Here is a 25,385-nt window from a genome sequence, read left to right on the forward strand (position 1 = left end):
TTTAATTCAGGCAACTTGCGAGAGCACTTTCTAAATTGGTAAATTCAAATTGAAAACCCATTTTTTCCAGTTTCTCAGATGAAACCCTTTGACCTTCCAAAACAGCCAGGCTCATTTCGCCTAACACAATTTTTAGAACAAACTTAGGCGCTTTAGGCAGCCAGATTTTATATCCTAATAGGTTTGCCAAAGTTCTGGACAAGCTTTCATTTGTAGTATCGTCTGTTACGCAGGAATTATACGGACCGCTCATTTTATCGTCCTGAACTGCCTTTAAATAAATCTGACATAAATCATCAATATGAATCCAGGGAACATATTGTTTTCCCGTGCCTAAAATAGTGCCTAAGCCTAATTTAAAACTGGGCATAATTTTTTTAAGGAAACCTTCGTCTTTGCCCAAAACAATTCCGGTTCTCACTTTCACGGTTCTAATACCTAATGAATTTATTTTATCGACTGCTTTTTCCCATTCCTGACACGTTATGCCTAAAAAGTCATTCGCGGGTGCAGTGTTTTCTGTACAAATGGTATCATTGGTAATAGCGCCGTAAATCCCAACTGCCGATGCTGAAACAAAAGCATCAAGCGTTTTATTGTGTTTTTCTAAAATAGAAAATAGTAATTCAACAGGTTTTGTCCGGCTTTCAATAATGTCTTTCTTGCGTTTTTCTGTCCATCGTTTTTCTACGATTCCTTCTCCGGCAAGATGTATAATATAATCAGCATTTAAAATGGCTTCCTCATCAATATAATCCCGGGTTAAATCCCATTTGTAATACGTAATTGCTGGAGTATTTTTTCTGTCAGATCGGCTCAAAATAGAAACTGAAAAACCATTTTCTATCAATAAATCAGTTAGGTTTTTTCCTATGAATCCAGTTCCTCCGGTGAGTAAAATATTTTTAGCCATAATAGTTTATAATATATTTAACAACGTATTTTGTTTAACGATAAGTAAAGATACTTAAACATTGCGTACCTTTAAAGCAAAATTTAAATTTTAATAAGATGGAAGCTAAAAATAAGATAATCAGTAAAGAAGACATCGTTTCATTATATATGGATGAGGTTCTGGAAAAGGGACAGAAACCAAAATCAGTTTATCTTTTTGCAAAAGGGAACGATTTTACAGAAGCCGAATTTTATCCTTTTTTTGGAACTTTAGAAGCTTTGGAAAAAGAGATATTCAGAATGTTTTTTGAGAATTCGGTTAATTTATTGCATCAGCATCCGGATTATTCAGGTTATGATATGAAAAACAAAATGTTGAGTTTTTATTTCACCTTTTTCGAAATCCTGACTGCCAACAGAAGTTATGTTTTACAATCCTTAAAATTCGATAGAAATCCTCTAAAAAATTTAGCCCAGCTTTCAACGCTTCGGGACAGTTTTAAAGAATATGTTTCTGAAATTCTAACCGATGATTTTAGACTTGAATATGAAAAACTTCAAAAATTTCAGGAAAAAGGAATTCAGGAATCAGCTTGGTTACAATTAATGTTAACGATAAAATTTTGGGTTGACGATGAATCGCCATCTTTTGAAAAAACAGATATTTTTATTGAAAAAGCAGTAAATGCTTCGTTCGAATTAATGAATATCGCGCCACTTAATCATTTAATAGATCTTGGAAAATTTCTATTTAAAGAAAAAATATACAGTAAATCATGAAAACAATCGATTATATACCCACGTCAAAAATAGAAAGAGCCAGTAAATTGGTGCAAACCGGTGCAAAAGTAGGCGTGAACTACATAAAGCATTATGCCGAAAAAATGGTAAACTCTGATTTGACGCGTGACAAACTCAATGAAAATAACGCTGAAGACATTTACGACGGACTAAAAAGCCTGAAAGGAAGTGCTCTTAAAGTAGCTCAAATGTTGAGCATGGACAAAAACTTTTTACCTCAGGCTTATGTCGAGAAATTCTCATTGTCACAATTTTCTGTTCCGCCACTTTCGGCACCTTTGGTTTTAAAAACTTTCAAAACAAATTTTGGTAAAACACCTTATGAAATTTTTGACGAATTCAATGCAAATTCAGTTAATGCAGCGAGTATCGGACAAGTACATTTGGCTGTGAAAGACGGCAAAAAGTTAGCCGTTAAAATTCAATATCCCGGAGTTGCCAACAGCATTTCTTCAGATTTGGCTTTGGTAAAACCTATCGCTGTCAGAATGTTTAATCTGCAGGGAAAAGATTCTGATAAATATTTTAAGGAAGTTGAAGATAAACTGATCGAAGAAACCAATTATTTACTGGAACTAAAACAAAGTCAGGAAGTAGTTGAAGCTTGCAGTAAAATCGAAAATTTACTTTTTCCGAGTTATTATCCTGAGTTTTCATCAGAGAAAATCATCACAATGGATTGGATGACCGGAATTCATCTTTCAGAATTTACGGCAATAAATACAAACAAAGAAGTGGGAGACAAAATTGGTCAGGCACTTTGGGATTTCTATATGTACCAAATTCACGTGTTGCGAAAAGTTCACGCAGATCCGCATCCCGGAAACTTTTTAGTAGACGATCAAAACCATTTGATTGCATTGGATTTTGGATGTATGAAAAAAATTCCGGATGATTTTTACGTGCCTTATTTTGAATTAATCAATAAAAATGTAATTACAGATAAAGCCCTTTTCAATCAGAAATTATTTGAATTGGAAATTCTTCGTCCGGACGATACTCCAGCCGAAATTGAATATTTTACAGAGATGTTTCATGATTTATTATCACTTTTTACGAAACCTTTCCAAAACGAAACTTTCGATTTTGCCGATGAAACTTTCTTTGAAAGCATTGCAAAATTAGGTGAACGTTTTTCAAACGATACCAATCTTAAAAAAATGAACGGAAATCGTGGTTCTAAGCATTTCATTTACATGAACAGGACTTTCTTTGGTTTATATAACTTAATGTTTGACTTAAAAGCGAAGATTGTAGTAAGTAATTATGTGAAGTATTAGGAGCTATTTCCTGCTATCCGCTATATCTTTTGTGGCGAACCCCGCCACAAAAGGATATCGCTTCTATCAGGGCTAGGGATTTAGGTTTTTGTAATAATTTTTTTCTCATAAAGTAACCATAAAGTATGTCATTTCAAGGAACGAGAAATTACATCCACTACTCGCCAACAGTGCGTTCTCAGTATGTGTAATTTCTCGTTCCTCGAAATGACAATATTGTCGATAAACTTTGTGTTAGTTTTATCGTTAAAGTAACCACAAAGCGTGTCATCACAAGTCAAAATAAAAATCTGAAAATCTGCGAGAATAAAAAAAACAAATCCATTATAAATGAGAAATATATTAATTATTGGAGGAAGTAAAGGAATTGGAAATGCGGTTTTACTGCAGCAGCTTGAAACCAATATAGTCTATAATATAAGCAGAACTGTACCTGAAATTAGCCATAACAATCTAAATCATTTCAGTTTAGACGTCCTTAAAGATGAACTTCCTGATATTGAGAATATTGATGTTTTAATTTATTGTCCCGGATCAATTAATCTCAAACCTATTTCGGGTTTAAGCGTTGATGATTTCAGGAATGATTTTGAAATCAATGTAATTGGTGCTGTAAAAGCGATCCAGAAATATTTACCTGTTTTAAAACGAGGTAACAAACCATCAATTGTTTTATTTAGCACCGTTGCCGTAAAGTTAGGAATGCCTTTTCACGCCAGTATTGCAACTGCAAAAGCAGGTGTCGAAGGTTTGACAAAATCGCTTGGAGCCGAGTTAGCTTCAACAATTCGTGTCAATGCAATTGCGCCTACCATTACCGAAACGTCACTTTCGGCTTCGATTTTACGAAACGATCGTATGAAAGAAAACATGGTCGAACGTCATCCAATGAAAAGTTATTTAAAAGCTGATGAAGTGGCTAATATGGTTGATTTTCTGATTTCTGAAAAAGCGAGTTCAATTTCAGGTCAAATTTTTGAAATGGATTACGGATTGGTGACTTTTAAAATGTAACACTTATGAAAATTCTCTTAACAGGTGCAACAGGTTATATAGGGAAACGTTTGTTGCCTATTTTAGTAGCGCAGGGAAACGACATAATTTGCTGTGTAAGAGATAAAAACAGATTTTATGTACCTGAAATTTTCCAACAGAAAGTACAGGTTATCGAAGTTGATTTTTTAGATAAAAATACATTAGCGTCAATTCCCTTAGATATTGATGCGGCTTTTTACCTCATTCATTCCATGTCCGGTCCTGATACTAATTATGATGAATTAGAAAGTACCTCGGCAAGTAATTTTACCGAGAGAATAAATCAAACCCAAGCACAGCAAATCCTTTATTTAAGCGGAATCGTAAACGATAAATCACTTTCAAAACATTTAGCATCGCGCAAAAATGTAGAAAGTATTTTAGGGCAATCTACCGTGCCACTTACCACTTTAAGAGCCGGAATTATTGTAGGTTCAGGAAGTGCTTCTTTTGAGATAATTCGGGATTTGGTCAATAAACTGCCTGTTATGATCACGCCAAAATGGCTCAATACAAAATGCCAGCCTATTGCGATAAATGATGTTCTGGAATTTCTCTCCAAATCACTTTTAAATCCTGTCACATACAATCAAAGTTTTGATATTGGCGGTCCTGATATTTTAACGTACAAAGAAATGTTACTGGCTTTTGCCGATGCGCAAAAACTGAAAAGATACATTTTTACGATTCCTGTTATGACGCCTAAATTATCGTCGTATTGGTTGTATTTTGTCACTTCTACATCCTACAAATTAGCGTCGGCTTTAGTAAGCAGTATGAAAGTCGAAGTAATTTGCAAAGATCATCGCATTAACGAACTTTTACATGTAAAACCTATGAGTTATAAGGAAGCGCTTTCACGTGCTTTACTTAAAGTGGGAGAAAATAATGTGGCGTCGAGTTGGAAAGATTCTCTGGTAAGCGGACGTTTTAGCACCAATATTTCCGAATATTTAAAAGTTCCAAAAAAAGGCTGTTATATCGATCGCAGGAAAAAAGAAATTGAAGACAGGGATTTTACCATCAATAAAATTTGGTCAATTGGCGGAGAAAGCGGTTGGTATTATGGAGATTGGCTGTGGAGTTTGCGCGGCTTTATCGATAAATTATTTGGAGGTGTTGGTTCACGAAGAGGCAGAACTAATAGAAACGATATTCATTCCGGAGATGCTTTGGATTTTTGGCGTGTTTTATATGCCAACAAACAAGAAGGAAAATTAATTTTATACGCCGAAATGAAATTACCCGGTGAAGCCTGGCTTGAATTCAAAATCATTCACAACACTTTATATCAGGCAGCGACATTTAAACCCAAAGGTATTTTAGGAAAACTATATTGGTATTCTGTTTTGCCATTTCATGGTTTTATCTTCAACGGAATGCTCAATAAATTGATTAAGTAGTTTTAGGAGCTATTTCATGCTATCCGCTATATTATTCATGCCAATCAGGAAAGCCTGTAATTTGTGCCGTTAGGCACTAAATATTGGAAGTTAATAGGAACCGGAATAAATCTAGCGTGCCGTAGGTACGCAATAGTTATCATTTTGTTGCGTACCTACGGCACGCTAATGTATTCTAATCTATTGTTAACTACCAATATTTAGTGCCTAACGGCACATTTCGACTCTTATTCGCATTGCTCTAATTATCAAAAAAGCTTGAATTAATGACATTGTGATCTCAGTTAATAGCTCTGCAAAAATTGGTAATTTTGCAGTATGTGTGATTTCTCCCTCCAGTCGAAATGACAAAATTTCGCAACAACAATTGGAATTTGGAATTTTAAAAATTTGGAATTTATTTAATTATCCCCTCCTTGTAAGTCGCAATAGCGCGATCTCTTGCAAAAGCATGATCCACCATTGGTTCGTTGTAACCCAAATCAAATTCAGGAATCCATTTGCGAATGTAGATTGCTTTGTCGTCAAATTTCTTTTGTTGAATTTCCGGATTAAAAACACGGAAATAAGGCGCAGCATCGCAACCTGTTCCTGCTGCCCATTGCCAGTTTCCTACGTTTGATGCTAATTCAAAATCGAGTAATTTTTCGGCAAAGTATGCTTCGCCCCATTGCCAGTTGATCAGTAAATGTTTGCAGAGAAAACTCGCTACAACCATACGGACACGATTGTGCATGTAACCGGTTTGGTTCAGTTGGCGCATTCCGGCATCAACTATTGGGTAACCCGTAGTTCCGGAGCACCAGCGTTTAAAATCATCTTCGTTATTGCGCCATTGAATACCATCATAAGCCGATTTAAAATTATGATTCACGACTTTTGGGAAATTAAACAGAATCTGAATAAAAAATTCTCTCCAGATTAATTCGCTTAAAAAAGTTTGGTTTTTCTTGTTTGCCCAATTCACTAATTTCCGAATACTTACGGTTCCAAAACGTAAATGTGGTGATAGATAAGAAGTGCCATCCAAAGCTGGAAAATCCCTGATTTCTTTATAATCGCCAATTTGGGTTAAGTTATGCGGAAGTACTTTTATGCTGCTTCTTTCAAAACCAATTTGGGATAATTCAGGAAATGCAAATTCGCTTTTAGCAAAATTGGAGAACAAAGATTTTGTGTCATATTCCTGCGCTTGTCCGGAAAGATGGTATTTTTCCAGCCATTTGTTTTTATATGGCGTATAAATCGTGTACGGAAGTCCGTCAGCTTTTGTGATTTCTTTTTCTTCAAATATCACGTGATCTTTGAATGAAAAGGCTTTTGCATTATTGTCTTTTAATAAATCAGCAATTACTGTATCGCGTTTTATGGCGTAGGGTTCATAATCTTTGTTGAAAAAGATTTGCTGAATATCAAATTCCTGAATAAGTGATTTCCAAACGTCCAGTGTTTTTCCTTTTTTGATTAAAAGAGAAGATTCAATAGTATTGAGTTCTGTATTTATATTTTGTAATGAATCATAAATAAAACTTACACGCGCATCATTCTCAGGTAAATTGTCCAGAATATCTTCATCAAAAATAAACAACGGAATTACCGGAAAATCAGATTGCAAAGCATTGAATAATCCAAAATTATCATCCAGACGCAAATCACGTCGAAACCAGAAAAAAGTAACTTTTTGTTTTGTCATTATATTGCATTCTGTTTTTTATGCCACAGATTAAGGGAATACTAAAAGATTTTTTTCTCACGCAGATTGTGCAGATTTTGGAGATTTTATTTTTTATCGTAATTGAAATAAATCTGGGACTATTTGCCTAAATCTGTACAATCTGCGTGAAAGAATTAAAGAACTATATTCAGCGTTAATCTGTGGTAAACAATTATTTTAAATTGAATAACTCTTCTATTTTTTTGTGGCGATATTCAAAAATTGATTTCAGTTTATTTCTGACCATTATTTTATTGGCGAGTTGTCCTAAAAAGCCAAACGGCAATGCATAATGAACAACATCGGTCATTTTTACGCCAGTTTCCGTGGGTTCAAAAAAGTGTTTGTGATGCCATAAAGCATAAGGACCAAAACGTTGTTCGTCGACAAAATATTTATTTTCTTCAGAAACTGTAATGATTGTCATCCAATTGATTTTAATTCCCAAAAGTGGCTTTAATGTATAGGTAATCACTTGTCCCGGATACATACGTTTACCATCGAAATCCTGAATTACAAAACTCATATCGTCAGGTGTTAACACTTGCAGGTTTTGTGGACTCGAAAAAAAGTCCCAACATTTTTCGATACTGACGTTTAAGTGTTGTACAGTTTCTAGTTTATATACTTTCATAAATCGATTATTACAAATGGTTCTTGAGATACGTTTGCGTTAGGGATTGAAGTGGAGCTCTTTTTGTGTCAGGCTTTTTTTGCCTGTGACAAAAAAGCGGGAACGGAAAGCCCGACCCTTGGGTAACGCCCAAATAATGCTACATTTTATAATATTTGAAGGGAACGAATAACATCCCGAAACATTCTCCGTGTTGTTTACCCAGATGTTTGTGGTGAATTTTATGCGCTTTACGTAAACCAATCAGGTATTTATTTTTGGTGTTTTTGAACCATTTAAAACGCTGGTGAATTAAAACATCGTGAATTAAAAAGTAACAAATTCCGTAAGAGGTGATGCCGCAAGCGACAAAAAATAAGTAATTAAAGCCACCCTGAACGCCAAGATAAAAAAGTGTGATACTTGGAATGGCAAAAATGACAAAGAAAATATCGTTGCGCTCAAAAGTATGTTCATATTTTGGCTGATGATGATCTGCGTGAAAATACCACATTAATCCGTGCATGATGTATTTATGTGTTAACCATGTAACACATTCCATGAAGAGGAAAACGCCTAAAAAGATTAAAAAAGAAATCATTTTTTATGTTTTTAATTGTTGAAAATTAACTTTTGATTTATTATATGGGTCATTTAAACACATAGAGACATAGCTTTTGTTAGCTTTAAAAAGAGGCGTTTCACTTGCTGAAATACACATAGCTATGTGAAAATGATTTATCATATTATTTTTAACTTTTATTCAAGCGAAAAATTCTATGTTTCTATGTGTTAGAAATTGATCCTACACTAATTTTAACTTGTAAGTTACAAAAGATTGCGCTAAAAGTCCGGCTTTGGTGTAATTTGAAACTCTTATTCTTGAAGTTCCTATTTCGTAATACGGTGTATTATTGAGTTTTTTTAGTAGTTTTTTATAATAAATATAGGCTGTATAAACCCCAAATTGTGCTTCGATTGGGAGTTTTACAATTCCCTGATACGCAATTCTGAAATCTTCTTCGATTTCGTTAATGATCGTAGTTTTTGCATTTTCATCGAATGAATTTAAATCAACGCCGGGAAAATAATTTCTGTTCAAAACCAGATTATCATCTTTTAAATCCCTCAGGAAATTCACTTTCTGGAAAGCTGATCCCAATCGCATTGCTTCATTTTTAAGCTGATCGTATTTTTGATCGTTTCCTTTTACAAAAACTTTCAGGCACATTAAACCCACAACATCGGCTGAACCGTAGATATAATCTTCGTATTCGGTTTGTGAGTTATAGGTAGATTTTATAAGATCCAGTTTCATGCTTTTTAAAAATGCCTGAACAAGATCATCTGTAATATTATATTGTTTTACGGTGTGCTGAAATGAGTTGAGAATTGGGTTTAAACTTATACCAAATTCTAATGCTTTATAATATTCTTTTTCAAAATCATTGATAAGGCTTTCTTTGTCGTAATCATGAAATGAATCGACAATTTCGTCAGCAAAACGAACGAATCCGTAGATGCTGTAAATCGCTTCGCGAATGCTTGGTGATAACATTTTTACCGCCAGCGAAAATGAGGTGCTGTAGTTTTGGGTGACCAACTTACTGCATTTGAATGATACGGTGTCGAATAGTGATTTCATTTTTTAAGATCTAAAAGATTTTTGAATTAACTCAGCTACTAATTTTCCTGATATTAAAGCAGGCGGAACACCTGGTCCAGGAACGGTCAATTGTCCTGTGAAATATAAATTTCTGACTTTTTTACTTTTCAGCTTTGGTCTTAAAAAAGCTGTTTGCAATAATGTATTTGCCATTCCGTAGGCATTTCCTTTGTAAGCGTTATAGTCGTTTACAAAATCATTTTTACAGAAAGATCTCTTAAATATAATGCTATTTTTGATTTTTTGTTGTGTAAGTGCCTCAAAACGAGTGATTATTTTTTCGAAATATTCTTCTCTAAGTGTTTCAGTGTCAATTATTCCCGGTGCTAACGGAATTAAAAAGAAACCACTTTCCATACCTTCCGGTGCTGCTGTAAGATCTGTTTTTGACGGAAAATTAGCGTAGAATAAAGGTGCGTCCGGCCATTTTGGTTTATCGTAAATATCAATTGCATGCTGATTAAAATCAACATCAAAAAATAAGGCGTGATGCGAAATGTTTTCTATTTTTTTATCAAAACCGACAAAAAATAAAAGTGACGATGGAGCAAAAACTCTGCTTTCCCAATAGCTTTCAGAATAGGCCCGATATTCTTTTTCTAATAAAGTTTCGGTATGATGATAATCGGCGCCGCTTAAAATAATATCTGCTTTGATGGTTTCGCCGTTAATGACAATTGCTGTTGCAGTTTTATTTTCGACAATAATTTTTTCTATTGTTGAGTTGGTTTTTACTGTAACGCCAATTTCCAAAGCCAGTTTCTCGATTCCGCGAACGACATCGAACATGCCTGTTTTTGGGTGCCAGGTTCCTAGACCGAAGTCGGCATAATTCATGAAATTGTAGAAGGACGGCGTTTTCGTAGGTTTTGCTCCCAGAAATAAAACCGGAAATTCAAGTATCTGAATTAATCTTTCGTTTTTGAATTTCTTATGAATGTCATTACTGACTGTGCTAAAAAACTGATTGAGTTTTAAAGTAGTTTCAAGTGTAATTAATTCCAGCGGAGAAACTCCGGGACGATAAACAAGATCTTTTATCGCAATATCATAATTGCTTTTGGCTTGTTTAATAAAGGTTTCCAGCTTTTTGCCACTTCCTTTTTCAATAGATTCAAAAGTGGTTTTTATGGCTTCAAGATTATCATAAATACTGATGAAATCATCTACTCCAAAATAAACCCTGTAAGCAGGATTTAGTTTTATAAGTTCATAATAATCACTGGTTTTTTTATTGAAATCATTAAAGAAACGTTCGAAAACATCCGGCATCCAATACCAGCTTGGTCCCATATCAAAGGTAAAACCGTCTTTTTTAAATTGTCTGGCTCTTCCGCCAATAGTTTCATTTTTTTCATAAATAGTTACTTCGTTACCTTGTTGTGCGAGGTAACAAGAAGCGGCTAAAGCAGAGAAACCAGATCCTATTATTGCTATTGTTTTTTTCATTTGTTTAACAAATGTACAAAAACTTTAAACAAAATAGGTTATAGCATGCTAATTGTTTCTTCCATAGAACTGAAAACTTGTATTCTGTCTGATAGCAATTTTGGATCAATATGTTCTGCCATTTTACCCATAAGCCAGATTTCATTGTTTTTTTGAAGTAGTTTTTGCCCCATAGATTTCACGTATTGATTGATAACGGTGCGATCCGGCTGAACTGTCATGAAGGAAACAAAGGTGATGTTCTCAAAATGTTTGGTCAGATCGTGAAGGTTTTCTATTGGCATACTTTCGCCAAGATATATGGTTTTGTAACCGTGAGATAAAATTTCATATTGCAGGTATAATAACCCAATTTGATGAATTTCATTTAATGGTAACGAAAGCACAAAAATCCGATTGGTTTTTGAAGGTTTCTGTATCTGAAGACTTTCTGTGTAAATTAATATTTTTTGTTTGATCAAATGACTCATAAAATGTTCATTTGCCGGAGTTATGGTTTCAGATTGCCATAATAGTCCTAATTCTTTCAATAAAGGAAGAAAATGATCTTTGAAAACTTCTTTGAATGATTTTTCAGAAATAAGCCAGTCAAATGTATTGAAGAATATTTCCTGGTCAAAATTCATCATCGCCATTTTGAAAGAAGTTATAGCGTAATTCTGAGAATTTTTCTTGGAAATAATTTCGCGGACTAATTGCGGAATTTTTTCTTCAGAATAAGTTGCGATTTTTGAGATCTTATAACCGTATTCGTGTAATAAAGTAATATTTAAAAGCTTCTGTAAATTTTGTAAATTATAGAGTCGGATGTTCGTGTCAGTCCGCATAGGCTCTAAGATGTTGTATCTTTTTTCCCAGATACGAATGGTATGCGCTTTTATTCCTGATAAGTTTTCGAGATCTTTTATGCTGAAAACAGTCTTAATATTGTTTATCATTACTGGTTATTTAATAAACAAAAATAGAATAAAATATGAGATTACATGGCTAACTTCATTAAAATGATAGAATGCTACAGATTGACCTTTTGATACTGATTCAATTTATCCAGATGCAAGATAGTTTTTGATCCGTTTTTGCTTCGGTTGTACATGGTTTCAAATTTTGCTCCGTAGATTATTTCCCTGAAAGTATAGGATGTTCTTGCGGCAACGGTATTACTGTACATATTATCAAAAGTGGTGATGAAAACAAATATTTCGCCTTCCATTTTTTTGAAATCTTCTTTGCTGAAATTGTATAACGGACTTTCTTCTGTAATGGGATGAACTAATGTCCAACTTAAGGAAAGGGCGTTTATTTTGTCTAATTCAAGTTCTAAGCTGTAAAATTTATTGGTTTGTACGCCATTTTCTTCTAAGCTCATGGCTAATGTGACTTTTGCCGTGGCATCTGTAAAATTGGTATTTTTAAAAGGTACCAGACGAATCATTAATCCTTTGTTTTCTCCGTAAGGCGAAATTAAGGCGTTATCTGCAAACTTTAAAAAAGCGGTTGGTTTGCTGAATCTTCCAAAAAATAAACCTGTTGCAATGGCAAAACTTAATAAACCTATTAAGGCTTCGGCGGCTGATAAAGCGCTGGTTAAAAAACCGGTTGGACTTATGTGCCCGTAACCAACAGTTGTGAATGTTTGCGCACTGAAAAAATAAGCTTGCCCAAATTGGGTTAATTCGCTTTGAGATTGTTCGATTCCGTCCAGATGTTCAATCCCGATGGCGTAATAAATAAGCGCAAAAATAAAATTGAGGACAATATAAAAAATAAACAAAATGGACATGAATTTCCAATTAGGCATGTCGATCATGGTATGATACCAACTAATACGACGAAATAAATGCATGCCTCTTTTCTCAATATTCGGAGTTCCGTCTTTGTTTACAAATCTTCCGCCGTAGCTGTTTGCATTGACTCCAAAACCGGAGTTTTTATCGGTTTGTGCTTTGTGATTTATTTTTTTTAAAAGTGCCATTCAATTTGGTTTGAAGAACAAATGTAAGGAAGATTACAGATGAAATGGCAGAGATTTTTTGAATAAAAAAAGCAATCTGTAAATGTGATATTTAACAGATTGCTTTGTGTTTAGAGAGTTGCTATTGTTTTATTTACAAAAAGTGGCTCTGTTTTTTATGGCGCTTTGACTGCCTAATTCTATTGCTTTAGAGAAATCTTTGCAGGCATTTTTTTTGTCTCCGCTTTTATTATAAGCCAGGGCTCTTAAATTATAGGCTACATAATCTTTCGGGTTTAAGCCTAAAGATGCTGTACAGTCGTCAATCGTTTCCTTGTACTTTAAAAGTTTGTAGTTTACGTTTGCTCTTCCGGTAAAGGCGTCAGCATTCATGTCGTCTAATTCGATTGTTTTGCTAAAATCTGCAAGTGCACCTTTTAAATCGTTGATGTTGTACTTTGCAACACCGCGATTTTGATACGCTTCGACAAAATGTGAATTCATGGCAATTGCCTTTGTATAGTCAGCAACGGCACCTTTATTATTGCCGGCTTCGGCTTTTTTCAGGGCTTTGTCAAAATAGCCGGTTGCAGATTGTGCCCATGTTGAGCAAGTTATCATAATAAATGATAAGAGTAATAAATGTTTCATAAACCAATTTGGGGATTAGGTTAGCAGGTTAATTAATTAGATGACGAATTTAATAAAGTTTTGTTTTGTATCTCATTTTCTTTTGTGAAAAAATGGTTAGGAAATGAAATAAACTTATTATGAAACTAAATGTCCCAGCGTGGACAGGATTAATTTCTAAACAAAGAAAGAGGCTCGTTGAGACCTCTTTTTATGAATATATGTTTTTGATTGGGAATTATTTTTGTTTTAATAAATTTTCCAATTGTTCGTTTCTTTCTTTTTCAGATTGTAATAAACGTTCATAAAGTGCTTCTTTCTCTTGGTAAACTTCCATCAATTTGTCTATAGGATTAAATGTAAGATTGCTGCAGGAATTATTCAGAATTTGTCCTTTTGCACTATTATCATAAAAATTATTAAAATAATTAATTGCAGCTTCGTCTGAGAAATTTTTAAGAGCTTCAACACTTACGCCCAACGCTTTCGCCACATCAATTAGCCTTTCATCATCAATGGTTTCGCTGTTTTCGATAGCAGATATAGTCTGTTGGCTAATTCCTAAAGCTTGCGCCAATGCCTCTTGCTTCATATCCCGAAGTTCACGAATACGGCTAATTTTTCGCCCTATGTGATTTGATTTTTTAAGTGTGCTCATGTTTTAAATATAAGAATTATAACAACGGAATTACTGCTTTATTATGTAAGATTAAAACTGTTTCAGGATATTATTTTTGTTTTAATAAATTTTCCAAAAACTCAACTTTGTCTTTTTCGGCCTGAACTAAACGCTCGTACAGTTTTTTATTTTCATCGTACGATTCAATCAACTTGTCTAAAGGATTAAACGTACAATTATTTGCGAAAATACTTCCAGTCGTTACAACATTATCTGTAAAGCTATTAAAATAATTAATTGCAGCTTCGTCTGAGAAATTTTTAATTGCTTCAACAGTTACACCCAACGCTTTCGCTACATCAATTAGCTTTTCATCATCAATGGTTTCGCTGTTTTCAATAGCAGATATAGCTTGTTGGTTTGTTCCTAAAGCTTGCGCCAATGCTTCTTGCTTCATATCCCGAAGTTCACGAATACGGCTAATTTTTCGCCCTATATGATTTGATTTTGTAAGTGTGCTCATGTTTCAAAGGTAAGAATTAAGTGATAAAAAGCAATGCGTAAAAAACATAGTAAATTGTACGTTACTAAATGTATGAAACAAAAATACAATTTTTAAGATTGTAATGATTTAAATAATTGAACAAGTAATGCGTGAGATGAATTAGATAAATTATTTTAAAAAGATGTTTGTGCTTGATTTGATATTATTTTTTGAACAGAGGATGTTCAGAAGGTTTATTTGAACTGATAAAGAATTACCAAAAGAGTATGCGATTTGCTGAAAGCTTATATAGATTTATGCAATAATTTTTTCTTTCCTTATATTTTAGAATTGTACCTGTAAATTGTTGGCAAAATGATTTTTAGAAATCGGTTCTAAAATAAAAAAAGGTCAAGTAAATAAATACTTGACCTTTTGTGACCCGACTGGGGCTCGAACCCAGGACCCCATCATTAAAAGTGATGTGCTCTACCAACTGAGCTATCGAGTCATTGCTATCAAGAAAAGTTATTTTGTGAATCACAATTTTTGTGACCCGACTGGGGCTCGAACCCAGGACCCCATCATTAAAAGTGATGTGCTCTACCAACTGAGCTATCGAGTCAAATTCCTTCCTTGAACGCGGGTGCAAATATAAAAGTTATTTTTAATATATCATACCTTCTTTTAAGTTAAATTTTAAGTATTATAAATGGGTAAAATCGGCTTAAAAACAAAAAAAGGTAAGATACATACTATTTATTTTACCATTTTGTGACCACGGTGGGATTTGAAATTTTTACATGAAAGATTTTAAAATTTAAGTGAGTTGAAAGAGGTTTAAATAAAAAGATTTGCCTTCATTATATCAAATCAAATTAACATGTTCTGTAATTTTCTTTTCTTATCCACGAAAGCCTGTTGAACAAAACAGCCATCTTCAGCTATTGATTTAAACATTACACCTCGCTTCTCAGTATTGTATTTGCTTTATTGGTTGCAAATTATAATTTGAAACAATGTTAGCTGTTAAAAATTCTCAAAAAAGCAGGCTGAAACTTAATTTTATATTAGAAGTAAGAAATGGATTGTTTTTTATCAAAACTTAATTTTAACTACTATTATGAAAAAACTATTTTCCTATTTAATTATTGCATTTGTAATAACTACAGCCTGCAAAAAAGAAAAAACGGCCAATACAATAACAGCTGATACGTCACTCTCAACTGATTCTATAACAGAGATAGCTAAAGAAGCATGGATCTACGGATATCCTATGTTTTACAATTATAAAACCATATACGCCAATGCTGTTAATAAGGATGCGAAGGAATTTGTAGGCGGCTTTAATAAATTTAAAAGTATTGCTGTTAGTGCAACTCCAGCAGATACTCTTGTGGTAACTATTAATAATGACACGCCATACTCAATGGCGGCAATTAATGTTTCTGATGAGCCGGTAATCCTTGAGGTTCCAAAGATAGAACAGGACAGGTATTATGTGATGCAGCTTGTAGATCTCTACACTTTTAATTTTGAATATGTAGGTTCGCGCGCAACTGGAAACCAGCCCGGGAAATATTTGATAGCTGGTCCTGACTGGAAGGGTAAAGCGCCGAACGGAATTACAAAAGTACTAAAGTCTGAAACAAGCCTGATTTTTGTGGTAGGTCGTACACAACTTCACAATCCAAAAGATGCCGTAAACCTTAAAAGAATACAGGCTCAGTATAAATTAATTCCCCTGCATGAATATGAAAATCAGGCAGCTCCTGCAGAAAAAAAATACAATCTGGCTCTTCCTGTCTGGAACGAAGCCGACTATTCTTCTCCAAAATTTATTAATGTTCTGAATTCTTTGTTGCAATATACAACCGAAGATAGCAGCGAAAAAACTCTAAGAGCCCGATTTGCTAAAATTGGAGTACAACCTGGAGTTAATTATGACAGCTCGAAATATCCTCCCGAAACGATTAAGGCTATTGAAAAAGGAATTGCTGAAGGGAAAAAGGAACTGGAATCCAAGATCGATAATCTCAAGGATTCAGGAAGTCTCTTTGGTACGCGTGCATCACTTAAAAATAATTACCTAAACCGCGCTATAGCTGCCGCTGCCGGACTTTATGGCAATACTAAAGAAGAAGCGGTTTATACCGGTAGTTCCACTGATAAAGACAATCAGCCGTTAATGGGAAGTAACAAATACATACTGCGATTTTCTAAAGACGAGCTTCCCGAGGCTAAATATTTTTGGAGTATTACCATGTATAACCTGCCAAAACGGTTTCTGGTATCAAATCCTATTTCACGGTATTCCATAGGGAATAAAACAGATGGGGTAAAATACGAACCGAACGGAGATCTGGTTTTTTACCTGCAGGGAGATTCACCGGGAAAAAGCAAGGAAAGCAACTGGCTTCCAACACCAAAAAGCGGCAGATTTATGTTTGTGATGAGAATCTACGGTCCACAACCCGATGTAATTAATAATGTCTGGAAAATGCCTTCAGCTGAAAAAGTAAAATAATTAATTTAAGGTATTCTAAAAATAAATAAGAAAATAACCAGATTACAATTCAGCTTAAACTTATGATTGATTGAATTAAAGTTTTTAAATAAATTGGCTTTAAGAAGTTTAATCCCTACGGGATATTTTTCTGGTTGATTCTTATCTTACCAATATTAAACTCCTAACGGAGTAAAAAAAATATCCCGGAGAGATAACATTTATGCATTTTATGATTTTTACCGCAAAAAGCGCGCAAAGTTTTTTATCTTAGAGTGTGTTGACATAGCTTTGTGGTCTTTGTGTTTGTATCCATCTTGCTTAGTAAAAAATCTTTGAGTGTTGTGTGGTATTTTTTTTTTTTTTTTTTTCTCTCTCCACAGGTTTTCGTGTTGATCCTCAATCTGGCTTTAAGTCTTTCAATATAATCTCTCGAACAATTATGAATCATTATCAAACGATCTTAAATTATTTTGATAACAGAAGTACAAATGCATCGGCAGAATCTTTTAATGCAAAAATAAAAGCTTTTAGATCGAAATTCAGAGGTGTAAGGAATGTAGAATTTTTCCTTTTTAGACTAACTAATATTTATGCTTAAATTTTACCGCTCCACAGGTTTTCGTATTGATCCGTAAAATTGGCTTAAAAACAAAAAAAGGTAAGATACATAGTATGTATTTTACCTTTTTGTGACCACGGTGGGATTTGAACCCACACGCCCTTACGAGCACCACCCCCTCAAGATGGCAAGTCTACCGTTTCTCCACGTGGCCAGAAATAAAAAAAGGTCAAGTAAATAAATACTCGACCTTTTGTGACCCGACTGGGGCTCGAACCCAGGACCCCATCATTAAAAGTGATGTGCTCTACCAACTGAGCTATCGAGTCATGCTATCAAGAAAAGTATTATGTTAAATCACAATTTTTGTGACCCGACTGGGGCTCGAACCCAGGACCCCATCATTAAAAGTGATGTGCTCTACCAACTGAGCTATCGAGTCATATTCTTTCCTTGAATGCGGGTGCAAATATAAGGAGTTATTTTTAATATTTGCAAGCTTATTTATTATAAATTTGTCTTTTTTTACTCAAAATTTACAACGCCTTAATTTATAGGTTCTTATTAAAATGAAAAAGATTATATTATTAGGATATATGGGTTGCGGAAAGTCAACAATTGCCCAAAACTTATCAAAAATTACCAATATTCCGTTTCTGGATTTAGATAATTGTATCGAAAAAAAAGCAAATTTGTCCATAAATGAGATTTTTGAGCAATTTGGAGAAATCCATTTTAGAAAGTTAGAACACGAAATGTTGCTGGAATTACTTCAATCTTCAGAAAAAATCATAATAGGTTTAGGCGGAGGAACACCTTGCTATGCTAATAATCACGAATTATTAAAAAGAGAGGACGTTACTTCGATCTATTTAAAGGCTTCAATTGATACTTTGTACAACAGATTAATTCATAACAAAAGCAAACGTCCGTTAATTGCTAATATGAATGAGGAAGAAATGAGAGAGTTTATCGCGAAACATTTATTCGACAGAAGTTATTATTATCACCACGCGCAGCATAAAGTTGCGGTAGATGATAAAGCGGTCGAAGAAACGGTTCAGGATATTTTAGAAATCTTAGCTTAAAAAAGCATAATTGTCCCCATTGTCATCAAAAACAACCTGAACATGTTCTAACAAAGATGTCGAAAGGGAGATTCCTTTGAAATCTGCTTTTACAGGGTATTTTTTATGATTTCTGTCTACAAGTACTGCTGTTTTGAATTTCTTTAACGGAACATCTAAGAAATGACGAACAGCATAAATCAAAGTAGTACCTGAATTTAAAACATCATCTACAAGAACTAATCCTTTGTTTTCGTATTCCTCTTTTGTTAGTGAGGTTTGTATGGGTAATTGCGGATTTTGTTTGTCGACTTTAACTTCGCAAAGTGAAACTTTAAGTGTGGAAATTGTACTTAAGGCTTCGGCAAGTTTTTGAGCAAAAATAGATCCGTTTGATGCAATTCCGGCAATTACAACTTCTTCTTCATCAACAAAAGTCTCATATATTTGATAAGCGATACGTTTTATTTTATGTTCGATTTCCTGATTCGTTAAGATGATGTTTTTGCTCATGATTTATTTTTTTGCTAATATAATTAATTTAAATTTCAATACTAAAAAGGAAATTCCAACTTTTAGCATGAAATTCCAAACATAAAAATTCCAAATTCCAACTTTGGAAAATAACTTTGGATATGAAATTCCGAAGCCCGACTCTTAGGTCTAGGTTTTGTTTAGATTATTTGATTTTATAAAGTTTTGGAATTGGGAATTTTAAAAAAAAAGAATTTAATTTTCCTCTTCATCTTCCACAATATCATTTCCGTATTCATCAATATCTCTCCTGTCTTTTTTAGTTGGTCGTCCCGTACCTGTTTTACGATAATGCTCTTTGGATAGTTTTAATAATTCTAAGTGAGCATAAGCTTCGGGAGAAGTTTCATTTTTTCTGTAAATATCCACAAGTTTTGCGCCAACACGACTTTCCGGAATGTCGAGTACAGTTATAATTTGCGTAATCTGATCTTTTCTAAAAGTGATTTTATCACTGGGAAAAACTTCTTTCGACGGTTTGGCAACCTGCCCATTTACTGTAACGTGGTTCTTTTTGCAAGCTTCAGTAACCATATTTCTGGTTTTGTAATAACGTACGCACCACAAGTATTTATCTATTCGCATAATTTTTCTAAATTCAAAGTTAAATTCTTTACAAAAATAAATCAATATTGTATCTTGCGCACTTAAAAAATTAACAATAATGAATAAATTTAAATATTATTTTATTTTATTGCTTGCCGGCATTTCTTTGGTTTCCTGTAATAAAAATGATGATGATGATGTGGTGACCGTTCCTTTAAGAGATTACACGGTACAATATAAAGCAGATAATGATTCAATTATTAAATTTTTAAAGACTAATTATATTGAGAGTGTAACAGCTGATTTTGACATTAAAATATCTAAAATTCCTGCTGGAGGAACACAAACTTCTGTTTGGGACCAACAAACTTATCCTTTACAATCAAGAGACGTATATAGTAATGATGTAACTTATAAAGTGTATTATTTATCCTTAAGACAAGGATTAGGCAGTTCTCCTACCAATACAGATAAAATTGTTGCCTCTTATACAGGTAATTTGTTAAACGGAACTGTTTTTGATTCTTCATATGGGCTTCCGGGAACATTTAATTTATTTCCTTATGCTAATGAAGGTGCTGTAATAGAAGGATGGTCAGAGATTTTTCCTAAATTTAAAACGGGTACTTCAACAACAGATCCTGCAAGCGGAGTTATTTCGTATCAGGATTATGGCGCAGGAGTTATGTTTTTGCCTTCTGGTTTGGCATATTATGAATCAGGTAGCGGCAGTATTCCGGCTTATACACCTATAATGTTTAGTTTTAAGTTGTTCGATCTTCAAAGAATGGATAATGAATACAGTATCTCTTCATCGACAGGAGGAAGAGTTTTCCTTGGTGACGGTGTTCCTGATTATTTAGAAGATTTAAATGGTGACGGTTATCTTTATGATTTTAGAGATAAAACTAAATATCCTAATCCACCGGCTGGTTTAGTTGATGATACAGATGGTGACGGAATTGCTGATTTTGTTGATTTCGATGATGATGGTGATGGTTTTACCACTTTATTTGAAATTACAAAACCAACAGGTGAAGCTGGTGTTAGAAGATATTATCCATGGGATCCAACTCCTGATAATCCTCTTACACCTAATACAGATGAAACAGAGCTTAAAGGAATTCCAAGAAGACCAACAGGGGCATTAGCAGATCCTACAAAACCGGAATCTTCGACTAATGTTAAAGCTTATTTACTTGAAGATTATACGGCAAATCCAAGATTAAGGATTCATCTTGATAAAACATATCCTATCAAACAAAATTAATATTTGATTTAAATATCAAAAACCTCGAAAGTAATTTCGAGGTTTTTTTATGCGTATTTTTTTGGTTTTGAAAATGAAGTAAACTGAGAATATTTCTAGATAAAAAATACATTCTAAAAGATTTTTACCGCAAAGCGCGAAAAGTTTTTTATCGTAGAGTGTTGACACAGCTTTGTGAACTTTGTGTTTATATTCGTCCTCCTTGGTAAAAATCTTTGAGTGCTTTGTGGTATTTTTTTTCGCTCCACAGGTTTTAGTGTTGGTCCATTAAACTTTAGTTTTTGTCCACAAAAAAACCTCGAAAGTATTTCGAGGTTTTAGTATATAGTAAAAAAATTTTAAAATTATTTTCTTTTGATAACTCTTTCTACCGCTTCAACAATTGCCTGATTGTTTAATTTGTATTTTTCCATTAATTGCTCCGGAGTTCCAGATTCTCCAAAACTATCGTTAACGGCAACAAATTCTTGTGGAGACGGAGTATTTAAAGCTAATACTCTTGAAACGCTTTCGCCAAGACCTCCAAGAATGTTATGCTCTTCGGCAGTTACCACACATTTTGTTTTAGCTAATGATTTTAGAATCGCTTCTTCGTCAAGAGGCTTGATAGTGTGAATGTTGATTACTTCAGCAGAAATTCCTTTAGCTTCAAGAGCTTCGGCAGCAATAAGGGCTTCCCAAACTAAATGTCCTGTAGCTACAATTGTAACATCAGTTCCTTCGCTTAATAAAATTGCTTTTCCAATTACGAATGGTTCATCAGCTGGCATAAAGTTAGGCACAACCGGACGACCGAAACGTAAATAAGCAGGACCATGATGATCCGCTAAAGCTAGAGTAGCTGCTTTAGTCTGGTTGTAATCGCAAGTATTGATTACAGTCATTCCAGGTAACATTTTCATTAAACCAATATCTTCTAAGATTTGGTGTGTTGCTCCATCTTCACCTAGTGTTAAACCGGCGTGAGATGCACAAATTTTTACATTTTTATCAGAATAAGCAACTGATTGACGAATTTGATCATAAACTCTTCCTGTAGAGAAGTTAGCGAAAGTTCCCGTAAAAGGAATTTTTCCTCCAATGGTTAAACCTGCAGCAATTCCAATCATATTTGCTTCTGCAATACCAATTTGGAAAAAACGCTCCGGGTGATTTTTCTTGAAATCATCAAATTTTAATGATCCAATTAAATCAGCACAAAGTGCTACTACTTTTTCGTTTTTTTGACCTAATTCAGTCATTCCTGCTCCAAAACCAGAACGGGTATCTTTACTTCCTGTATTTTCGTATTTTTTCATTTTCCTCCCCCAGCCCCTCCAAAGGAGGGGAGTTCCTATTGGGGTGAATAGGGGTTTATATTATTTTGTAATAGTTTTTTTTTATTGTATCCAAATCCTAAATTCCCCTTCGGGGGCTAGGGGGATTAATAGTCGATTTGATCTGCTGAATAGTTTTGAGCTAAAGCACTTGCTAACTGATCGTTGTTAGGTGCTTTACCGTGCCATGCATGAGTATGCATCATGAAATCAACTCCGTTACCCATTTCAGTATGTAATAAAATACAAACCGGTTTTCCTTTTCCTGTTCTTGATTTAGCATCATTTAATCCGGCTAAAATTGCATCGATATTATTTCCTTCAGCAATTTCTAAAACGTCCCAGTCAAAAGCTTCAAATTTAGCACGGATACTTCCCATTGCTAAAACCTCGTCAGTAGTACCGTCAATTTGTTTTCCGTTAACGTCAACAGTTGCAATAAGGTTGTCTACTTTTTTAGCAGAAGCATACATGATCGCTTCCCAGTTTTGACCTTCTTGTAATTCACCATCTCCGTGTAAAGTATAGATTAAATGGTTATCACCATTTAATTTTTTTGCCTGAGCAGCGCCAAGAGCTACAGATAAACCTTGTCCTAATGAACCGGAAGCCATACGAATTCCAGGTAATCCTTCGTGAGTTGTAGGATGTCCTTGTAAACGTGAGTTTAATAATCTAAAAGTGGCAAGTTCTGAAACAGGGAAATAACCGCTACGTGCTAATACGCTATAAAAAACAGGAGAAATATGACCATTTGAAAGGAAGAAAATATCTTCTCCAATTCCGTCCATATCAAAACCTTCTTTGCGCTCCATAATATTTTGGTATAGTGTAACCAAAAATTCAGTACAACCTAGTGAACCACCTGGGTGGCCTGAGTTGACAGCATGTACCATTCGAAGAATATCTCTTCTTACTTGGATAGTTAAATCGCTTAATTGTTGTGTGTTAGGCTTCATTTTATGTGTAAAAGTTAAACTGGTGCAAAAGTAATTTTTATTTTGCGGGCTGACAAATGATTTTTCGCTTTAGTTTGCTGTAGTTGTTAAATTTTGATGCTTTTTTTGTAGATAGTATAAAAAACTCCAAAATGTACTATATAAAAGTTTGCCACAGAGTAAAAGCATTGAATTGATTTTAAAAATCTGTTCTAATCCTTTTAATTTATGGCAAAAAATAAATTTTAAATAAATAGAATACTTATAAGTATTGTTTATTCAGTATCGCCTTCGCTGTAAAAATTGTTTTCTTCGTCTTCTGAGCCAATTTCTTCCTCTTGGTCATCCAGTTCTGAACCTGGAATATCTAAATCGTTTCCTAGCTTATCACTATTTTGTTTCCATTCGTTATTGTTGCTTTCAGGATTGATTATTCTTTCTCCTGAAATTCCCTCAGGATCGATATCTTCCAGTTTGTCTTCGTTAGTATAAATATCTTCTGATGCCGGATAATCTAGTTCTTCGAGATTTCTTTCGATTTGCTCATCTTTGATTTGGTCTAAATCTAAAGGATTTTTTTCTTCTGAATTTATCATGATTGCTATAATTTAATGGATATTAATTTTTGATTTTTCTATAGTATTAAAATTAAGACATGAATAGTGATGTTGTGTTACACTTTATTAATGTGGTTGTTGTAACTTTTACATTTGTGTTATTTATCGAAAAGTTGTCGCAATTTTGCGTTAGGGATAGAAGTGAAAAGCCTACAGCCTGACGAAGGAAGTGCGAGGACTTGCAGCGAATAGCCCGACCGAAGGGAACGCCAAAAATATTAAATTCCAAATTTTTAAACTCCAAATTCCAAAAACTAAGGTTAGCGAAAATCATTATCTCATTTTCTAATGGACAAATTTTCTAATTAATTAGATTTTCCTCAAATTAGCCTATCTTTGCCGACTGAAAAAAGAAACAGATGAAGTTTGATTTATTACAAAAAGATCCGCAATCTAAAGCAAGAGCGGGTAGCATTACTACAGATCACGGCGTAATTGAAACGCCTATTTTTATGCCAGTTGGAACGGTTGCATCTGTAAAAGGGGTACACCAACGTGAGTTGAAAGAAGATATTAATCCGGATATTATTCTGGGAAATACATACCATTTATACTTACGTCCGCAAACCGAGATTCTTGAAAAAGCGGGTGGATTGCATAAATTTATGAACTGGGATCGTAATATTTTGACTGATTCTGGAGGATATCAGGTGTATTCGCTTTCGAATAACCGAAAAATTAAGGAAGAAGGAGTAAAGTTTAAATCGCATATTGATGGTTCATATCACTTTTTTTCACCGGAAAGTGTAATGGAAATTCAGCGTACTATTGGAGCTGATATTATTATGGCTTTTGATGAATGTACGCCTTATCCATGTGATTACAGATATGCGCAGCGTTCTATGCATATGACGCATCGCTGGTTAGATCGTTGTATTAGCCATCTGGATAAATTGCCTTTTAAATACGGATATGAGCAAACTTTTTTCCCAATTGTTCAGGGAAGTACTTATAAAGATTTACGTCAGCAATCTGCTGAATATATTGCTAATTCAGGTCAGCAAGGAAATGCAATTGGTGGATTATCGGTAGGGGAACCTGCGGAGGAAATGTATGCAATGACTGAAGTTGTTTGTGAAATTTTGCCGGAAGATAAACCGCGTTACCTGATGGGAGTGGGAACTCCAATTAATATTTTAGAAAATATTGCGTTAGGTATTGATATGTTCGATTGTGTTATGCCAACACGTAATGCGAGAAATGGTATGTTGTTTACGTCAAACGGAACGATTAATATCAAGAATAAAAAGTGGGAAGATGATTTTTCGCCAATCGACGAAATGGGGCATACCTTTGTAGATACTGAATATACTAAAGCATATTTACGTCACTTATTTGCTGCAAACGAATATTTAGGAAAGCAAATTGCAACAATTCATAATCTTGGTTTTTATATGTGGTTGGTTCGTGAAGCCAGAAAACATATCTTAGCAGGAGATTTTAGACCATGGAAAGAAATGATGGTTAAAAATATGAGTCAGAGACTATAA

The 25,385-nt window shown here is 34.2% G+C and carries 25 protein-coding genes and 5 tRNA genes; 9 read left to right on the top strand and 21 right to left on the bottom strand.

The window, feature by feature from the left end; all coding sequences use genetic code 11:
• Window position 1: 1 nt before the first annotated feature.
• Window positions 2-913, bottom strand: a complete 912-nt coding sequence (locus tag ACHRVX_RS18310) for a TIGR01777 family oxidoreductase (RefSeq protein WP_395334794.1) — start codon at window positions 911-913, stop codon at window positions 2-4.
• Window positions 914-1,011: 98 nt separating this feature from the next.
• Here ACHRVX_RS18310 and ACHRVX_RS18315 point away from each other — a divergent pair, with 98 nt between their 5' ends.
• From ACHRVX_RS18315 to ACHRVX_RS18330, 4 genes are all read left to right on the top strand, one after another.
• Window positions 1,012-1,674 carry a TetR family transcriptional regulator C-terminal domain-containing protein gene (locus tag ACHRVX_RS18315; protein WP_395334796.1) on the top strand — a complete coding sequence of 221 codons (663 nt, stop codon included), beginning with the start codon at window positions 1,012-1,014 and terminating at the stop codon, window positions 1,672-1,674.
• The gene (locus tag ACHRVX_RS18320) at window positions 1,671-2,975 is read left to right on the top strand and encodes an ABC1 kinase family protein (RefSeq protein WP_395334798.1); all 1,305 of its coding nucleotides are present in this window, start codon (window positions 1,671-1,673) and stop codon (window positions 2,973-2,975) included. Before ACHRVX_RS18315 ends, ACHRVX_RS18320 begins: the two co-directional genes overlap by 4 nt.
• A gap of 330 nt (window positions 2,976-3,305) precedes the next feature.
• Window positions 3,306-3,989 (top strand): SDR family NAD(P)-dependent oxidoreductase, encoded by a 684-nt coding sequence (locus ACHRVX_RS18325; protein ID WP_395334800.1) that lies wholly within the window; start codon window positions 3,306-3,308, stop codon window positions 3,987-3,989.
• 5 nt (window positions 3,990-3,994) lie between these two features.
• Window positions 3,995-5,413, top strand: a complete 1,419-nt coding sequence (locus ACHRVX_RS18330) for an SDR family oxidoreductase (protein ID WP_395334802.1) — start codon at window positions 3,995-3,997, stop codon at window positions 5,411-5,413.
• A 397-nt stretch (window positions 5,414-5,810) separates the two neighbouring features.
• On the opposite strand, the gene ACHRVX_RS18335 is transcribed toward ACHRVX_RS18330, so the two are convergent.
• The 12 genes from ACHRVX_RS18335 to ACHRVX_RS18390 all read right to left on the bottom strand — a co-directional run bounded on the left by ACHRVX_RS18335 (window position 5,811) and on the right by ACHRVX_RS18390 (window position 15,164).
• A complete protein-coding gene (locus tag ACHRVX_RS18335) occupies window positions 5,811-7,106 on the bottom strand; it encodes a cryptochrome/photolyase family protein (protein ID WP_395334804.1) in 1,296 nt (431 codons plus the stop codon).
• Between the two features lie 193 nt (window positions 7,107-7,299).
• Window positions 7,300-7,761: a hypothetical protein gene (locus ACHRVX_RS18340; RefSeq protein WP_395334806.1), complete on the bottom strand. Its 462-nt coding sequence runs from the start codon at window positions 7,759-7,761 to the stop codon at window positions 7,300-7,302.
• 139 nt (window positions 7,762-7,900) lie between these two features.
• Window positions 7,901-8,341, bottom strand: coding sequence for a sterol desaturase family protein (locus tag ACHRVX_RS18345; RefSeq protein WP_213301576.1), 441 nt, complete (start codon window positions 8,339-8,341; stop codon window positions 7,901-7,903).
• Window positions 8,342-8,545: 204 nt separating this feature from the next.
• The gene (locus ACHRVX_RS18350; RefSeq protein WP_395334808.1) at window positions 8,546-9,385 is read right to left on the bottom strand and encodes a phytoene/squalene synthase family protein; all 840 of its coding nucleotides are present in this window, start codon (window positions 9,383-9,385) and stop codon (window positions 8,546-8,548) included.
• Between the two features lie 3 nt (window positions 9,386-9,388).
• A complete protein-coding gene (locus ACHRVX_RS18355; protein WP_395334810.1) occupies window positions 9,389-10,855 on the bottom strand; it encodes a phytoene desaturase family protein in 1,467 nt (488 codons plus the stop codon).
• A gap of 38 nt (window positions 10,856-10,893) precedes the next feature.
• The gene (locus tag ACHRVX_RS18360) at window positions 10,894-11,793 is read right to left on the bottom strand and encodes a MerR family transcriptional regulator (RefSeq protein ID WP_395334812.1); all 900 of its coding nucleotides are present in this window, start codon (window positions 11,791-11,793) and stop codon (window positions 10,894-10,896) included.
• 74 nt (window positions 11,794-11,867) lie between these two features.
• Window positions 11,868-12,827, bottom strand: a complete 960-nt coding sequence (locus ACHRVX_RS18365; RefSeq protein WP_395334814.1) for an ion channel — start codon at window positions 12,825-12,827, stop codon at window positions 11,868-11,870.
• A 129-nt stretch (window positions 12,828-12,956) separates the two neighbouring features.
• Window positions 12,957-13,457 carry a tetratricopeptide repeat protein gene (locus tag ACHRVX_RS18370; protein WP_244860362.1) on the bottom strand — a complete coding sequence of 167 codons (501 nt, stop codon included), beginning with the start codon at window positions 13,455-13,457 and terminating at the stop codon, window positions 12,957-12,959.
• Between the two features lie 217 nt (window positions 13,458-13,674).
• Window positions 13,675-14,094, bottom strand: coding sequence for a helix-turn-helix domain-containing protein (locus ACHRVX_RS18375; RefSeq protein WP_395334816.1), 420 nt, complete (start codon window positions 14,092-14,094; stop codon window positions 13,675-13,677).
• Window positions 14,095-14,164: 70 nt separating this feature from the next.
• Window positions 14,165-14,578 (bottom strand): helix-turn-helix domain-containing protein, encoded by a 414-nt coding sequence (locus ACHRVX_RS18380; RefSeq protein ID WP_395334818.1) that lies wholly within the window; start codon window positions 14,576-14,578, stop codon window positions 14,165-14,167.
• Window positions 14,579-14,977: 399 nt separating this feature from the next.
• Window positions 14,978-15,050 (bottom strand) — tRNA-Lys (locus ACHRVX_RS18385).
• A 41-nt stretch (window positions 15,051-15,091) separates the two neighbouring features.
• A tRNA-Lys gene (locus ACHRVX_RS18390) sits at window positions 15,092-15,164 on the bottom strand.
• 498 nt (window positions 15,165-15,662) lie between these two features.
• Between ACHRVX_RS18390 and ACHRVX_RS18395 the strand changes: the two genes are divergently transcribed.
• The gene (locus ACHRVX_RS18395; protein WP_395334820.1) at window positions 15,663-17,066 is read left to right on the top strand and encodes a DUF1254 domain-containing protein; all 1,404 of its coding nucleotides are present in this window, start codon (window positions 15,663-15,665) and stop codon (window positions 17,064-17,066) included.
• Between the two features lie 325 nt (window positions 17,067-17,391).
• Window positions 17,392-17,646 carry a transposase gene (locus ACHRVX_RS18400; protein ID WP_395334822.1) on the top strand — a complete coding sequence of 85 codons (255 nt, stop codon included), beginning with the start codon at window positions 17,392-17,394 and terminating at the stop codon, window positions 17,644-17,646.
• A 92-nt stretch (window positions 17,647-17,738) separates the two neighbouring features.
• Here ACHRVX_RS18400 and ACHRVX_RS18405 read toward each other — a convergent pair.
• The 3 genes from ACHRVX_RS18405 to ACHRVX_RS18415 all read right to left on the bottom strand — a co-directional run bounded on the left by ACHRVX_RS18405 (window position 17,739) and on the right by ACHRVX_RS18415 (window position 18,049).
• Window positions 17,739-17,821 (bottom strand) — tRNA-Leu (locus tag ACHRVX_RS18405).
• A gap of 42 nt (window positions 17,822-17,863) precedes the next feature.
• Window positions 17,864-17,936 (bottom strand) — tRNA-Lys (locus tag ACHRVX_RS18410).
• Between the two features lie 40 nt (window positions 17,937-17,976).
• A tRNA-Lys gene (locus tag ACHRVX_RS18415) sits at window positions 17,977-18,049 on the bottom strand.
• A 127-nt stretch (window positions 18,050-18,176) separates the two neighbouring features.
• Here ACHRVX_RS18415 and ACHRVX_RS18420 point away from each other — a divergent pair.
• On the top strand, window positions 18,177-18,695 hold the full coding sequence (locus ACHRVX_RS18420; protein ID WP_395334824.1) for a shikimate kinase: 519 nt from the start codon (window positions 18,177-18,179) through the stop codon (window positions 18,693-18,695).
• Here ACHRVX_RS18420 and ACHRVX_RS18425 read toward each other — a convergent pair.
• Window positions 18,687-19,187, bottom strand: a complete 501-nt coding sequence (locus tag ACHRVX_RS18425) for a phosphoribosyltransferase domain-containing protein (RefSeq protein WP_395334826.1) — start codon at window positions 19,185-19,187, stop codon at window positions 18,687-18,689. The genes ACHRVX_RS18420 and ACHRVX_RS18425 overlap by 9 nt on opposite strands.
• 216 nt (window positions 19,188-19,403) lie before the next feature.
• The gene (locus ACHRVX_RS18430; RefSeq protein WP_395334828.1) at window positions 19,404-19,793 is read right to left on the bottom strand and encodes an RNA-binding S4 domain-containing protein; all 390 of its coding nucleotides are present in this window, start codon (window positions 19,791-19,793) and stop codon (window positions 19,404-19,406) included.
• 79 nt (window positions 19,794-19,872) lie between these two features.
• On the opposite strand from ACHRVX_RS18430, the gene ACHRVX_RS18435 reads away from it, so the two are divergent.
• Window positions 19,873-21,024, top strand: coding sequence for an FKBP-type peptidyl-prolyl cis-trans isomerase (locus tag ACHRVX_RS18435; RefSeq protein ID WP_395334830.1), 1,152 nt, complete (start codon window positions 19,873-19,875; stop codon window positions 21,022-21,024).
• Window positions 21,025-21,368: 344 nt separating this feature from the next.
• Here the strand turns inward: ACHRVX_RS18435 and ACHRVX_RS18440 are convergent, their stop codons facing one another.
• The 3 genes from ACHRVX_RS18440 to ACHRVX_RS18450 form a co-directional block, all read right to left on the bottom strand.
• Window positions 21,369-22,322, bottom strand: a complete 954-nt coding sequence (locus tag ACHRVX_RS18440) for a transketolase family protein (RefSeq protein ID WP_213301521.1) — start codon at window positions 22,320-22,322, stop codon at window positions 21,369-21,371.
• A 125-nt stretch (window positions 22,323-22,447) separates the two neighbouring features.
• The gene (locus ACHRVX_RS18445) at window positions 22,448-23,299 is read right to left on the bottom strand and encodes a transketolase (RefSeq protein WP_213301518.1); all 852 of its coding nucleotides are present in this window, start codon (window positions 23,297-23,299) and stop codon (window positions 22,448-22,450) included.
• A 254-nt stretch (window positions 23,300-23,553) separates the two neighbouring features.
• The gene (locus ACHRVX_RS18450) at window positions 23,554-23,874 is read right to left on the bottom strand and encodes a hypothetical protein (protein WP_395334833.1); all 321 of its coding nucleotides are present in this window, start codon (window positions 23,872-23,874) and stop codon (window positions 23,554-23,556) included.
• A gap of 380 nt (window positions 23,875-24,254) precedes the next feature.
• Here ACHRVX_RS18450 and tgt point away from each other — a divergent pair, with 380 nt between their 5' ends.
• Window positions 24,255-25,385: a tRNA guanosine(34) transglycosylase Tgt gene (tgt, locus tag ACHRVX_RS18455; protein WP_395334835.1), complete on the top strand. Its 1,131-nt coding sequence runs from the start codon at window positions 24,255-24,257 to the stop codon at window positions 25,383-25,385.

The sequence above is a fragment of the Flavobacterium sp. FlaQc-47 genome (genome assembly GCF_044006475.1).
GTDB lineage: Bacteria > Bacteroidota > Bacteroidia > Flavobacteriales > Flavobacteriaceae > Flavobacterium.